General features: G+C 68.4%; 20 protein-coding genes and 1 tRNA gene. 16 read left to right on the top strand and 5 right to left on the bottom strand.

Annotated features, from left to right (window positions below):
- Positions 1–78: 78 nt before the first annotated feature.
- From ACWCQ1_RS15415 to ACWCQ1_RS15400, 4 genes are read right to left on the bottom strand one after another with little or no spacing between them, the layout of a single operon-like run.
- Positions 79–468, bottom strand: a complete 390-nt coding sequence (locus tag ACWCQ1_RS15415) for a hypothetical protein (protein ID WP_451026670.1) — start codon at positions 466–468, stop codon at positions 79–81.
- Entirely contained in the window at positions 465–815 is a 351-nt protein-coding gene (locus ACWCQ1_RS15410) for a hypothetical protein (protein WP_451026669.1), read from the bottom strand. Before ACWCQ1_RS15410 ends, ACWCQ1_RS15415 begins: the two co-directional genes overlap by 4 nt.
- A complete protein-coding gene (locus ACWCQ1_RS15405; protein ID WP_451026668.1) occupies positions 812–1,237 on the bottom strand; it encodes an ATP-binding protein in 426 nt (141 codons plus the stop codon). The genes ACWCQ1_RS15410 and ACWCQ1_RS15405 overlap by 4 nt, the downstream gene beginning before the upstream one ends.
- Before the next feature lie 46 nt (positions 1,238–1,283).
- Positions 1,284–1,691, bottom strand: coding sequence for an NUDIX hydrolase (locus ACWCQ1_RS15400; protein WP_451026680.1), 408 nt, complete (start codon positions 1,689–1,691; stop codon positions 1,284–1,286).
- 107 nt (positions 1,692–1,798) lie between these two features.
- Here ACWCQ1_RS15400 and ACWCQ1_RS15395 point away from each other — a divergent pair, with 107 nt between their 5' ends.
- From ACWCQ1_RS15395 to ACWCQ1_RS15340, 12 genes are all read left to right on the top strand, one after another.
- Entirely contained in the window at positions 1,799–2,587 is a 789-nt protein-coding gene (locus tag ACWCQ1_RS15395) for a GntR family transcriptional regulator (protein WP_249841566.1), read from the top strand.
- A gap of 167 nt (positions 2,588–2,754) precedes the next feature.
- The gene (locus ACWCQ1_RS15390) at positions 2,755–3,114 is read left to right on the top strand and encodes an SCO3933 family regulatory protein (RefSeq protein WP_451026667.1); all 360 of its coding nucleotides are present in this window, start codon (positions 2,755–2,757) and stop codon (positions 3,112–3,114) included.
- Positions 3,114–4,490 (top strand): FtsK/SpoIIIE domain-containing protein, encoded by a 1,377-nt coding sequence (locus ACWCQ1_RS15385; protein ID WP_451026666.1) that lies wholly within the window; start codon positions 3,114–3,116, stop codon positions 4,488–4,490. Before ACWCQ1_RS15390 ends, ACWCQ1_RS15385 begins: the two co-directional genes overlap by 1 nt.
- Positions 4,491–4,573: 83 nt before the next feature.
- Positions 4,574–5,212 (top strand): DUF2637 domain-containing protein, encoded by a 639-nt coding sequence (locus tag ACWCQ1_RS15380; RefSeq protein ID WP_451026665.1) that lies wholly within the window; start codon positions 4,574–4,576, stop codon positions 5,210–5,212.
- A 12-nt stretch (positions 5,213–5,224) separates the two neighbouring features.
- Entirely contained in the window at positions 5,225–5,410 is a 186-nt protein-coding gene (locus tag ACWCQ1_RS15375; RefSeq protein ID WP_451026664.1) for a hypothetical protein, read from the top strand.
- Positions 5,411–5,412: 2 nt separating this feature from the next.
- The gene (locus ACWCQ1_RS15370; RefSeq protein WP_046709297.1) at positions 5,413–5,604 is read left to right on the top strand and encodes a mobile element transfer protein; all 192 of its coding nucleotides are present in this window, start codon (positions 5,413–5,415) and stop codon (positions 5,602–5,604) included.
- A gap of 16 nt (positions 5,605–5,620) precedes the next feature.
- Positions 5,621–5,815, top strand: coding sequence for a hypothetical protein (locus ACWCQ1_RS15365; protein WP_240869941.1), 195 nt, complete (start codon positions 5,621–5,623; stop codon positions 5,813–5,815).
- A 25-nt stretch (positions 5,816–5,840) separates the two neighbouring features.
- Entirely contained in the window at positions 5,841–6,092 is a 252-nt protein-coding gene (locus ACWCQ1_RS15360) for a SpdD protein (RefSeq protein WP_451026679.1), read from the top strand.
- 146 nt (positions 6,093–6,238) lie between these two features.
- A complete protein-coding gene (locus tag ACWCQ1_RS15355; RefSeq protein ID WP_451026678.1) occupies positions 6,239–7,537 on the top strand; it encodes a replication initiator in 1,299 nt (432 codons plus the stop codon).
- Positions 7,534–7,749 (top strand): excisionase family DNA-binding protein, encoded by a 216-nt coding sequence (locus ACWCQ1_RS15350; protein WP_451026663.1) that lies wholly within the window; start codon positions 7,534–7,536, stop codon positions 7,747–7,749. Before ACWCQ1_RS15355 ends, ACWCQ1_RS15350 begins: the two co-directional genes overlap by 4 nt.
- The gene (locus ACWCQ1_RS15345) at positions 7,749–8,894 is read left to right on the top strand and encodes a tyrosine-type recombinase/integrase (protein ID WP_451026662.1); all 1,146 of its coding nucleotides are present in this window, start codon (positions 7,749–7,751) and stop codon (positions 8,892–8,894) included. Before ACWCQ1_RS15350 ends, ACWCQ1_RS15345 begins: the two co-directional genes overlap by 1 nt.
- A 161-nt stretch (positions 8,895–9,055) precedes the next feature.
- On the top strand, positions 9,056–9,778 hold the full coding sequence (locus ACWCQ1_RS15340) for a DUF5677 domain-containing protein (RefSeq protein ID WP_451026661.1): 723 nt from the start codon (positions 9,056–9,058) through the stop codon (positions 9,776–9,778).
- 102 nt (positions 9,779–9,880) lie between these two features.
- On the opposite strand, the gene ACWCQ1_RS15335 is transcribed toward ACWCQ1_RS15340, so the two are convergent.
- A tRNA-Gly gene (locus ACWCQ1_RS15335) sits at positions 9,881–9,954 on the bottom strand.
- A gap of 265 nt (positions 9,955–10,219) precedes the next feature.
- Between ACWCQ1_RS15335 and ACWCQ1_RS15330 the strand changes: the two genes are divergently transcribed.
- From ACWCQ1_RS15330 to ACWCQ1_RS15315, 4 genes are all read left to right on the top strand, one after another.
- On the top strand, positions 10,220–10,387 hold the full coding sequence (locus ACWCQ1_RS15330; protein WP_165954844.1) for a hypothetical protein: 168 nt from the start codon (positions 10,220–10,222) through the stop codon (positions 10,385–10,387).
- A gap of 82 nt (positions 10,388–10,469) precedes the next feature.
- Positions 10,470–11,045 (top strand): dCTP deaminase, encoded by a 576-nt coding sequence (dcd, locus tag ACWCQ1_RS15325; RefSeq protein ID WP_133044131.1) that lies wholly within the window; start codon positions 10,470–10,472, stop codon positions 11,043–11,045.
- A complete protein-coding gene (locus ACWCQ1_RS15320) occupies positions 11,042–11,551 on the top strand; it encodes a phosphoribosyltransferase (RefSeq protein WP_358597945.1) in 510 nt (169 codons plus the stop codon). The genes dcd and ACWCQ1_RS15320 overlap by 4 nt, the downstream gene beginning before the upstream one ends.
- A gap of 130 nt (positions 11,552–11,681) precedes the next feature.
- The gene (locus tag ACWCQ1_RS15315; protein WP_451026660.1) at positions 11,682–12,341 is read left to right on the top strand and encodes a DUF6518 family protein; all 660 of its coding nucleotides are present in this window, start codon (positions 11,682–11,684) and stop codon (positions 12,339–12,341) included.
- Positions 12,342–12,523 lie beyond the last annotated feature (182 nt).

Below are 12,523 nucleotides of genomic sequence, written 5' to 3'. Positions count from 1 at the left end.
GGTTGTGAAGGGAGGCAATTCGTCACTTGATCGTCTAGGTCAGACGTCAAGCATCACCCGACGCCAACCCGTCAACCATCAACTGAGACTCGACACGGTCGGATGGGGCGTGAAGGCGTATGCGCAGGCTGGGAGTTGGGTGCCCTGACGGTGGGCAACTGGCACGAAGAGGACGGGGCGGATCGTCCAGGTGATGCGGGTGTTGGCCTGGGTGACTGACACCATGCAGGGTTCAGCGCGTAGCAGGGCCCGCCTCGTCTCGATGCGCCCGTTGTAGAGCCATTCCCATGCCTCTTCGGATGCGTCCGCATCGAGAGCCGGTGAAATGGTGCGCAGGGCGACCGCGATCCATCTGTCGGCCTGGGGCGCCGAGTAGGCATCGAAGGATGCTCGCAGGGCTGGCGGCTGTCCGGTGGTGAGGTCTTGGGTCCAGCATTCGCACCAGTAGCCGGGGGTGAGTGTCTTCATGCGGCCGGTCCTGGTGGGTAGGCGACGAGGACGTAGCGGGTGTGCTCGTCGTAGAGGGTGAGTTGGTAGGCCGTGCCGGTGGTCAGGTAGGTGAGGGCGCGTTCGTGCTCGGCCTCGTCGGTGAGCCAGTGGCAGCCTGGCTGGGCGTGTGGGGTGTCGAGTTGGTCGATGATGTGGCTCGTACGTTCCTTGAGCCAGCGCAATGCCAGGCGGGCGCTCCCGGCCTCGTGGACGCTCAAAGTGATGGAGCGGGGCTGGTGATGGGGATAGGCGGCGGCGAGGCACTGGAACGTCGCGCACCGTGTGCTGGCCGGTCCGGGTAAGGCTTCGGTCGAGGTCGGTGTCACCACGAACCTCCTGCGTGGCCGTCGGTGAAGAGCTCCGCGGTGATGGTGTAGCCGCCTTGGCTGTCATGGACGATGACGCGGTGTGCGAGTGCACTGACCATGCCCAGCCCTCGGCCGTGCTCGGCCTCCTGGTCCTGGCGCTCGACCTTCGGGGCGCTGCCCGTTCCTCCCTCGTCCGTCACCGACAGCGCGACCACCTGCGCCGATACCGCCAGGGCCAGATGGAAGCTGCCACGCTCACGCCCGCTGGCCGTGTGGAGGATCGCGTTCGCGCTCAGCTCGCTCACGATCAGTTCGGCGTCCTCGGCCAGGGGCGAGCCGCGCAGGATGTCGCGGGTCCAGCGGCGGGCCCGGCTCACTTCTTCCGGGAATCCTGGGCAAGACAGTCCCCAGACCCGGGCTGTACTCGTATACTCGTGCATACAAGTTCCTTTATGCTGGTAGGCCGCCATGTGCAGCGGGTTCGGGCTAGACGAGTTTCACGCCGTCGTGGGCGCGGATGGCCGGCGGGGACGCCGCGTCGAGTGCGTCAAGCACACGGATCGCGTACGCCTCGTCGGCAAGGTCGGAGACTTCTTCACGGGTGGCCCAGCGCAGTGCACGAGTCTCGTCGCCGGTGGTGGGCACGCCGTCGGCGGCCTGGCAGCGGAAGACCAGCGAGACGATCAGGCCCGTCATGTTCTTGTAGACGCCGGTCAGGGTCGCGGGAAGCGCGATCTTGATGCCGGTTTCTTCGAGGACTTCGCGTTGCAGTGCCTCGGAGATGGTTTCCTCGCGTTCGAGGACGCCGCCCGGGGGTTCCCACTTGCCGTTGTCGCGGCGTTGGATCAAGAGGGCCCGGTTCTGGGCGTCGACGATCACTCCGGCGACGCTCACGGAGTGCGGACGGTCCATGCTCACGTTCCTCGGCCCTCTCGGCTGGCTAGGCTCTCCACCGTAGCAACAAGACTCGCCCACACGTCTAGATACCTAAAGGAGTACGCGTGAGCCCTCTTCCTTCCGGCCTCCTCGGCGACCTCGACCCCACGAGTGATCGTGCGGTTTTCCGGCAGATCGCCGACCAGCTACGCGAGGCCATCGACCGTGGGCGATTCCACGAGGGCGACAAGCTGCCCTCGGAGGCCGACCTTGTCGAGCATTACGGGGTATCCCGTATGACGGTCCGAAACTCCTTCTCCATCCTCCAGGGTGAAGGGCTCGTGCACGCCGAGCACGGCAAGGGCGTCTTCGTACGTCCTCGGCCGCCTGTAAGGCGTCTGGCCTCGGACCGGTTCGCGCGACGGCACCGTGAGCAGGGCAAGTCCGCGTTCATCGTCGAGGCCGATGCCGCCGGCAGTCACCCCCAGGTTGACTCGTTGGAGGTGAAGGAGGAGAAGGCCAGTCCGGACGTCTCCGCGCGGCTCGGGTCCGTGCGGCGGGTGCTGGCCCGGCGGCGGCGGTATCTGCTGGACGGGCGGCCGGTCGAGTTCGCCACGTCCTTCCTGCCGCTCGATATCGCGCGCGGCACGCAGATCGCCGAACCCAACCCCGGGCCGGGCGGTATCTACGCCCGCCTCGAAGAACTCGGCCACCGCCTCGACCACTTCGAGGAGGAGATCCGGGCGCGGATGCCCTCGCCGGCGGAGGTGAAGACGCTCCGGCTGGCCTCCGGCGTCCCGGTCATTCATCTGATCCGGACTGCCTTCGACACCGAGGGACGGGCCGTCGAGGTCTGCGACACGGTCATGGCGGCTGACGCATACGTGCTGTCGTACCAGCTTCCAGCGACCTGATCGTCATGGTTTGCGGTGGTGCGCGGGGGCGATTCCCGGACTCGTACACCCCAACAGGCATACTCGTATAGACGAGTGGCCAAGTTGTGATGCATAGTGGTCCACGCGATCCCGGGATCGGGCTCGCAGAACGCTACATGTATAGACGAGTAGATAGGGGAAGCTCCTTGCGTACCATCCGCGTTGAGACCTCGGCCGCGACGATCCTGCTGACCGAGGCTCCCGAGCCCAAGGTCCGTGACCGGCAGACCGGCGAGATCGCCAAGGACGCCGTCAGCGGTGAGGCGCTCATGACGATCGGCGTCGTCCACATCGAGGACGGCGAGTCGTCGCTGATCAAGGTCACCGTCCCGGAGGGCGGTGTGTCCGAGGGGCTGGCGCTGGGTGCGCCGGTCTCGCTGCCGGGGCTGGTCGCCCGGCCGTGGGAGTCCGTGTTCAACGGGCAGAAGCGTCACGGCATCGCCTTCCGCGCCGCCGCCGTCACCCCGGCCGCCTTCCCGGCGACCGGCACGGAGGCCGCCGCCTGATGACCGACCTGACGACACTCCTGGAGGTGGGTGGTCCCCTCGCCGCGCTCGGCGGCGGGGCCGCCTACACCCGGGCCAAGCACCCGGGCGTGTACTGGTCCACCATCGGCCTGCCGATATCCACCGCCAGGCTCCTCGGCTCCTACGGCTCGGTCATGGATGCCTGCGGGCTCACCGTGGCCCCCTCCCGGCTGCGGGTGCTGGCGGTCAAGGCGACCACCAACCGTGAGGTGCGGCCCGTTCCGCCGCGCCGGGGCCTGATCCGGCCCACTTCGACCGGGCTGCGGATCCGGCTGCGGCTCGCTCCGGGTCAGGAACCCGCCGACGTCGCCGCCTCCGCCGAACGACTGCGGCACGCCTGGGGCGTTCACGCCGTGTACGTCACCACCGTCAAGCCGGGCGTGGTCGAACTGCGGCTCGTCGGCTTCGACGTTCTGCGGCGCGTGCGCATGCCGCGCAAGGTCGGCGGCGGTTATCTGTCCATCCCGGTCGCGCTGCGCGAGGACGCCATGCCCTTCGTGCGCGACTACCGCACCATCCCGCACCAACTCACCCTCGGCGCCACCCTGTCCGGCAAGTCGATGTACCTGCGCCACCTCATCACCGGCCTGGCCCCGCAGCCGGTCGCCCTGGTCGGCATTGACTGCAAGCGCGGTGTAGAGCTGGCGCCGTTCGCCGCCCGGCTCTCGGCACTCGCCACCGACCCCGAGCAGGCGGCCGAGCTGCTGCCTGTGCTCGTCAAGGAAATGGAGGACCGATACGACCTGATCAAGGCCCGGCAGGGCATCGCCCCAGACACCCCCGACGAGGAGATCACCTCCGACATCTGGGGCCTGCCCGAGCACCAACGCCCGACGCCGATCGTGCTGTTCGTCGACGAGGTCGCCGAACTCTTCCTCGTCGCCACGAAGAAGGACGAGGAACGGCGGGATGAGATGGTCACCCAGCTCATCCGGCTCGCCCAGCTCGGCCGCGCGGCCGGCATCTACCTGGAGGTGTGCGGGCAGCGCTTCGGCGCCGAACTTGGCAAGGGTGCCACCATGCTCCGGGCCCAGCTCACCGGCCGCGTCTGTCACCGCGTCAACGACGAAGCCTCCGCCAAGATGGCGCTGGGCGACATCGCCCCGGAAGCGGTCATGGCGGCCTGCGCCATAGCCCCCGAGCGCCCGGGCCTCGCCGTGGCCGGTGACACCTCCGGTGGCTGGTCCCGCATCCGCACCCCCTACCTCTCCCTCGGCGACGCCGCCGAGATCTGCCGCGCCTCCGCGCACCTGGCCCCCGACCTGCCCGCGCTCCAGCCCTTCCGCCCGGACGTGCCGGTTCGACCGGTCGAGACCCCGGCCCCGGTCGTCAAGCCGCACCCGGTGACCGACTGACCTTCCATCCCACCCCGGTCGGCGTGACCGCATCACGCCACGTCCCTACCCCCGCCATGCCCGAAACCGGAAGGAGGCGCATCGTGCGCGCCCTGCTGGCCCGCGTTGACGCGGTACTCGTCCAAGCGCTCATCGCCGCCGCGCTGTCCTTCGCCCACCTGCACGACATCGCCGCGGCGGCCGGACAGGACGGCTGGAAAGCGTGGGCCTACCCGATCAGTGTTGACCTGCTGCTCGTCGCCGCCTGGCGCCGGCTCCGCTCTGGGGGCGGCAAAGGTTCCTCCTGGTGCTGGTTCGTCATCGCCCTGACCGCGTCCCTCGGCGCCAACGTGGCCACCGCAGGACTGCTCGACATCCACCAGGTGCCGGCCTGGCTGCGCATCCTCGTCGCGGGCTGGCCCGCCGTCGCCTTCCTCGGCGGCACTCTCCTCGCCCACTCCACCCCGACGGCGGAACCGGACAACGCCACCGAGCACGACGTCGAGGTGATCGGGGACCAGGAGCACGCGCCCGAACCCGCCCCCAAACCACCTGCCCACCCCGCCATCGAGCAACCCGAGCGTCCAGCCGTACCGGTCCCGGTCGCCCTGGTCGAACACGCGCGCAAAGTCGCCGCCGAACACCACGCCCGCACCGGCGTCCCGATCGACACCCCGACCCTCCGCGCCCGCCTCGGCGTCCCGGCCCCCATGGCCGAAGCCATCGCTGCACAACTCGCCTGAACAGGAGGAACCATGCCGCTCTTCTGCTTCAACACCGCCGCCGACTACCTCGAAGCGGCCCGCCAGATGGCTGACACCGGACACCCGACGCTGGCCCGGCTCCTGGCGGAGGAGGCCGCCGATCGCACGTCAGACGCAGCCGAAGCTGTGCGGATCTTGAAGGAGTTCCCCGGCTCCAGCCTGCGACAGGAGGACTGACCATGAGCGCCAACCGCCGCTTCCGCAACGTCACCCGGATCGGCCCGGTCCAGGTCGCCACCTCCTACGACGGCCGGGGCCGTGAGAAGCACACCGCCGCCTGCACCGCTCCGCGCTGCGGCTTCTCCGCCGACTACGACAGCCGCGCCGCCGCCGAACTGGCCGCCCGCACCCACCGCTGCCCCATCCGCTGAAAGGGATCTTCCCGCCGTGACCGTCAGCCTCCCGCTCGTCTTCGTCCTCGGCTTCTTCGCCTGGGGAGCGGTCAAGTTCCTCGGCGTCCGCACCTGGGTCGTCGTCCTGATCGCCCTCTTCGGCTTCTGGCTCTCCCACACCTTCATGGCGCCCGCCATCGAGTCCGGCACGCGCTCCGGCGTGGACGTCATAAACGGCTCACATGACTAGACGAGTAGATCAGAAAGGGTTCGCCGTGTTCCTGCCCAAGTACCCCGACAACCCCACCCCGCCGCCCGCGCACACCCACGCCCCGATCACGACCGACCCGGTGCCCGTGCGGCGCTCCCTGCCGTCGGTCTCCATCGACAAGAACACGGTCGCGGTCGTGCTCGTCGGCGGCGTCGTCCTCACCGCGCTCCTGGCCGCCGTCGCCGTCACGGCCATCTCCGTGGCCGTCGCGGCCGTCGTCCTGCGCTCCATGCTCCGCGACCACAACCGGCGCTAACGCCGGCGCCCTCCGGGCCACCGGGGCGGCGGCACACGACCAAGCATTACGCCGCCCCGGGGCCTGTTCCTCCCGACCGAGCCAGCCAGAAGGAGAAAGCCATCTTCACCCGCACCACTCCGGCCCCACTCCCGGAAGTCGCGAATCTGGCCGCACAGGGCACGCTCCCGGGTATCCTCCGCCAGCTCTCCACCCTCGGCGGCTGCACCCACCCCATCCGCCTCGACGGCCACCGCACCGAGTACGACGTCGACACCACCACCGGCGAGATCGGCAACGTCCTTCATCACCTCGACTCGACCGACCTTCCCGCCGGCCAACTCCTCGTCCGCTGCAACAACCGCCGCACCACCCGCTGCCCGGCCTGCGCGGAGGTCTACCGCCGCGACACCTTCCACCTGATCACCGCAGGACTGCGCGGCGGCAAGGGCACTCCCGAACACGTCGCCACCCACCCCCGCGTGTTCGCCACCTTCACCGCCCCGAGCTTCGGCCCGGTCCACAACCGCCCCTCCAGCGGCCGTCCCTGCCGCTGCGGCGTCCACCACGACCAGGACGACGACACCCTCGGCACCCCGCTCGACCCAGATACCTACGACTACGAAGCAGCCGTGCTCTGGAACGCCCACGCCGGTCAGCTCTGGCAGCGCTTCTCGACCTACCTGCGCCGGGAAGTCGCCAAGCGCGCGGGCCTCTCGCAACGCCGGTTCCGCGACCACGCCCGCGTCTCCTTCGCCAAGGTCGCCGAATACCAAAAGCGCGGCGCCGTCCACTTCCACGCCGTCATCCGCATCGACGGCCCCGGAGGCGGAGAAACGCCGCCCCCGCCTTGGGCCACCGCCGAACTGCTCACCGACGCCATCCGCACCGCAACCGCCAAGGCCCGCGTGGACGGCCCCACCATCGACAGGCGCACCCACGCGTTTACCTTCGGCCGTCAACTCGACGTCCGCACCATCAAATCCGCCGACTTCAACGACGGCCAGGAGCTGACCGAGCGCGCGGTCGCCAGCTACATCGCCAAGTACGCCACCAAGGGCGCCGAGACCGCGACGGGAGCTCTCGACCGCCCCCTGAAGTTCGCCGCTGAACTCGCCCAGCTCGACATCAGCGACCACGCCCGCCGCCTGATCCGAACCGCCTGGGACCTCGGCGCACGCAAGAGCCTCGAACATCTCCGCCTGCGCGCCTGGGCCCACATGCTCGGCTTCCGTGGCCACTTCTCCACCAAGTCCCGCCGCTACTCCACCACCCTCGGCGCCCTCCGCACCGCGCGCGCCGACTGGCGGCGAGCCCAGACACCCCCGCCCGTCCCGCAGGACGGCGATTCCACACTCGTCCTTTCCCACTGGGTGTTCGCCGGTACGGGCCTCAGCGCTACCGAGACCTGGCTTGCCGCAACCCTCGAACCCGCTCCCGGGACGGAAGGAGAACCGACCGTATGACGACCGACCGCTATCTCTCTGTCGACCAGGTCGCGGAGCTGCTCGGTACGACCGCCCGTTTCCCCCGGCGACTGATCGAGGAGCGGCGTATCCGGTACGTGAAGGTCGGCCGGCATGTCCGCATCCCCGAAAGCGCGGTCGTCGAGTACATCGGGGCGCGCACTGTCGAGCCGATCCGGATCCGCCGTACCGGACTGCGGAGGGCTGCCTGATGGCCAACAAGAAGGGCAGGCGTCGGCGCTTCGGCGCGGTCCGGCAGTACCGCTCCGGGCGTTGGGCGGCTTCGTACATCGGCCCTGACGGAAACCGCATCCACGCACCCGAAACCTTCGACACGAAGGCGGACGCGGAGATCTGGCTGTCCCAGGTCGAGGCGGATCTGAGCCGCGGCGACTGGCGTGCTCCCGACGCGGGCGCGGTCAACTTCCGCATCTACGCCGAGAAGTGGGTCGAGGAGCGGGAGTTGGCCGTTCGTACCGTCGACCTGTACGACGACCTTTTCCGGCTGCACATCTTCCCGACCTTCGGCGCCCTCGACCTGGACGAGATCACCGCTCCTCGGGTCCGCGAGTGGCGTGCCGAACGGCTTCGCACCACCGGAGCTAAGACCACGGTCGCCAAGGCGTACAGGCTCGTGAAAAGCATCATGGACACCGCCGTTGACGACGAACTGATCAGCCGTAACCCTTGCCGCATCAAGGGCGCGGGCAAGGAGTCGGCTGCTGAGCGTCGTATCGCCACCGTCGCCCAGGTCGACGCCCTGGCCGAAGCGATCGGTATCCGCTGGCGGCTCATGGTCTACCTCGGCGCCTACGGACCGATGCGCCCCGAGGAGCTGGCCGGCCTACGCCGCCAAGACGTCGACCCCGACAACTTGGTGATCCGAGTCCGCGTCGCCGAACCGGAGCGGACGAACGGCAAGCGTGCTCCCGGCGAGACCAAATCCGACGCGGGAGTCCGGGCCGTCGTACTCCCGGCCTTCCTCCACAAGGAGGTGAAGCAGCACCTCGCATGGTTCGCCGAGAAGGGGCCTGACGGCCTGGTCTTCGTCGGCGAGAAGGGCGCGCCTTTCCGGCGTACTTCCTTCGGCCGGAAGTGGCGGCGTGCCCGCGCGGTCGTCGTCGGCCTCCCGGACGGCTTCCGCTTCTACGACCTTCGTCACACCGGACACACGCTCTCGACCCGTTCGGGCGCCACTCTCAAGGACACGATGGTGCGTGCCGGCCAATCCTCGGAGAAAGCCGCGCTGATCTATCAGCACTCCGACGAGGAGCGCCAGCGTGACCTCGCGGCCGGCCTCGACGAGCTGGTCCGCGCCGAACGTGCGAAGCAGGAGGGCGGCAAGTACACCGGTTGAGAAGGAGGGATTGGCATCGTGCGGGAGGGGAGGGTCTCAACCCTCCCCTCCCGCACGCCGGTTGGTGGTCCACTGCGCTATGCGTTGAGTGGACGGAAATTCGCGCAACATTCTGTTTGTACTCAAGTATCTTTATCTCCCAATTCGAGACGGGAAGGTAGATGAGTAGCGTCACTCCGCAGCAGTACCGCGACGCAGTCGAGAGGATGGTCGCCAACTATCGGACGGTCGGACGCATCGAGACGAAGCAGCGCACGTACCGGCCCGTCCTCATCGGGCATGGATGGTGCACCGAGGTACACCGTCTCGCCGAGGCGTCTCTGCATCTCGTTGATCGTGGATACGGGCATGAGGCATTGATTCTGCTCCGCACCATATTCGAGACCACCATCAGCCTTCACTGGCTCTGGCAGAAGGGCGACGCCGGTGCGCGCGGGGTGTTTGCCGAGGGTAGCCGCGTGAACCGAGCTGCTGCCGAGGACATGCAGAAGGGGTTCAACGTGCCGCAGGATCTCATCGACTCGATCAAGGGGGCGCCGGTCGAGAAGACCGACGAGAGCGAGATCTTCCGCAGGTTCCAGGCGCAGTGTGACGAGATCGCCCCCAATCGGGAGCTGTACGCCGTGTATCGCTATCTCTGCGGCTACGCGCACCCAAGCGCGACCAGCGCCTCTGAATTCGTCGAGTGGGCGAGCGAGCCTCCTAGCCTTCGGAGTGAGCCCAAGGAGGGTGTCGCCTCCGTGGTTGAAGTGACTCTGGCCATGTGTCTGATTTGGGCTGGGCGGGCCTTCGACGAGATGATCAGTGGGAAGCCGCGCAAGCAGTTCCTGCGCTCGATGTCCAGGGAACTCGGGCTGGCCCCCATGCTGCCTCCCATCAGCTAGCCGTATGGTGCGGCTGGCCGTAGTGGTGCGGATGTGGTGCGCGCCTTGTTCACTGGTCTAGACAACAAACAACCCCCGGGTCCATGACCTGGGGGTTCGTATTGGAGCGGGTGACGAGAATCGAACTCGCGCTCTCAGCTTGGGAAGCTGATGTTCTACCATTAAACTACACCCGCGTAAGACGCCGACCGGAGTCGGTGTCCGAACGCATCGTTACCTTACCTCATGCCTGGCCCCCGGCGCTGAAGCCGTGGGGCCAGAGTTGTGTTTCGGGGTGGTGACAGGGCTGCGGGGCACCGGAGTTGGGGCGTACGGTGGAGGGGTGGGAGAGGGTCCCGGTGAGGTCGGAGTGCCGCCTGGAGAGTCGTTCCTTCGATCCCGTAATGTGGCATTTGTCGCCCGGTGAGCAGCATCCGGGCGCGGCTCTTGGGGAAGGGACTCATGGACTTGATGGAGCGCACCGTCGTCCGCTGTGCCGATGGGCACGTCTTCAGCACCGCTTCGTTCCCGATGCAGCAGGCCGAGCGCCTCGGCCCCGGCCGGCTGATGCGGTGTCCACGCTGTGCCCGGCTGCGCAGTGTCGTGCCGGTCAGTCTCGAGAAGCGGTAGCGGGCGGCGGTAACAGGCGGATGTGAGGCGCGTGGCGCGGCAGGATTGTGGGCCGTCCGCGCGCCTTGCGTATCCTCGGGGCGTGCTTCTCTCAGACAAGGACATCCGGGCCGAGATCGATGCCGGGCGAGTGGTGATCGATCCCTACGACGAATCCATGGTGCAGCCGTCGAGTGTCGACGTGCGCCTGGACCGGTTCTTCCGGGTGTTCGAGAACCACAAGTACCCGCACATCGACCCCTCCGTCGAGCAGGTCGACCTCACCCGGCTCGTGGAGCCGGAGGGCGACGAGCCGTTCATCCTGCACCCGGGCGAGTTCGTCCTCGCCTCGACGTACGAGGTCATCACGCTCCCCACCGACCTCGCCTCGCGCCTGGAGGGCAAGAGCTCCCTCGGCAGGCTCGGACTGGTCACCCACTCCACCGCCGGCTTCATCGACCCCGGCTTCTCCGGTCACGTCACCCTGGAGCTCTCGAACCTCGCGACGCTCCCCATCAAGCTGTGGCCCGGCATGAAGATCGGCCAGCTGTGCATGTTCCGCCTCTCCTCGCCCGCCGAGTTCCCCTACGGCAGCGAGCGCTACGGCTCCCGGTACCAGGGCCAGCGCGGCCCCACCGCCTCCCGGTCCTTCCTCAACTTCCACCGGACGCAGGTATGAGCGCCCCGCGCGAGAACCTCACCTACGAGGGCTTCGGCACGGCCGTCCGCGAACTCGCGCAGGCCATCGCCGACGACGGCTACGAACCCGACATCGTCCTGAGCATCGCCCGCGGCGGTGTCTTCGTCGCCGGCGGACTCGCCTACGCCCTGGACTGCAAGAACATCCACCTGGTGAACGTGGAGTTCTACACCGGCGTGGGGACGACGCTCGACATGCCGGTGATGCTGGCGCCCGTCCCCAACGCGATCGACTTCACCGACAAGAAGGTGCTGATCGCCGACGACGTGGCCGACACCGGCAAGACCCTGAAACTGGTCCACGACTTCTGCCTCGACGCCGTCGCCGAGGTCCGCTCCGCCGTCATCTACGAGAAGTCGCAGTCGCTGGTGAAGTGCGAGTACGTGTGGAAGCGCACGGACGACTGGATCAACTTCCCGTGGAGTGTCCTGCCCGTGGTGCGTAAGTCGGGCGAGCCCGTCACTCCGTCGAACGAAGCGCTCTGAGGCGAGCGAGGGCTCGCCTTCCCGGCCTGGGGTCACCTGGGGTCCGAGCATCTATACACAGCGCGTATACGTGGTGTGTATAGTGCGCGCTCGTAAGAGGAATGCGGTGTGCGCGAGCGTGGAGGTCGGCATGGCGGCGACTGCGATACCCGACGAGTCGGCGGTGCGGAACGGCGGCCCCGGTGCCTGGGGTGCCGCGACGGCGGTGATGGCGGCGACGGCCGGCGGAGTGCTGCTCGGTGTGCTCACCAACCTGGCCCAGGGGTGGCTCCCGGGCGCGTGGAATCAGCTCGCCAACTCGGGTGCCGTCTGGTCGGCCGTGGCGTTCGTCGGCGGTGCCCTGCTCGCCCGCCGGGGGTCGGCTCGCCTGGCCGCTGTCGGGGGGTTCGGCGCGGAGGTCGGGCTCGTCGTGGGGTACTACGGCTACGCCGAGTTCGGGCGGGACGGCATGGGTGACCTGCTCTTCCCGCTCGTCTGGCTGAGGATGGCGTGTGTGGCCGGACCGCTGTTCGGGGTCGCGGGTCACTGGTGGCGACGCGGCGAGGGTGCGCGGGTGCGCGTGGCCGGCCTGGCCGCGTTCGCCGGACTCTTCGGGATGGAGGGGGTGATGGCCGCCTGGGACCTTCATCACGCCTCCCAGGCCTGGGCCTGCTTCGCCGTCTTCGCCCTGGTCCCGCTCCTCATGGCCCGCACGCACCGCGAGCGTGCGTTCACCCTGGCGGCGGCCGTGCCCTGCGCGAGCGTCGCCTACGCGGTCGTCGTACTGCCTCTTCAGGCGGTGTCCGCCTGAGCCTCCGGCCCGTGGCGCTCGCCCTCGCACACACATACCCCTGTATCGAACGGGTACAGGCGTGGTGTTTGAATCGAACATGTGAGCGATAATTCGCCGTGTGTGGACGGCGAGGGCGGTCGCCGACGGAAGAGGCGGAGGGAGCCTTGCATGACAGGCCGGAGTGCGGGGCCGTACATACC

This window comes from Streptomyces sp. NPDC002144 (assembly GCF_053593695.1).
This window is presented reverse-complemented; position numbering and strand designations above follow the sequence as displayed.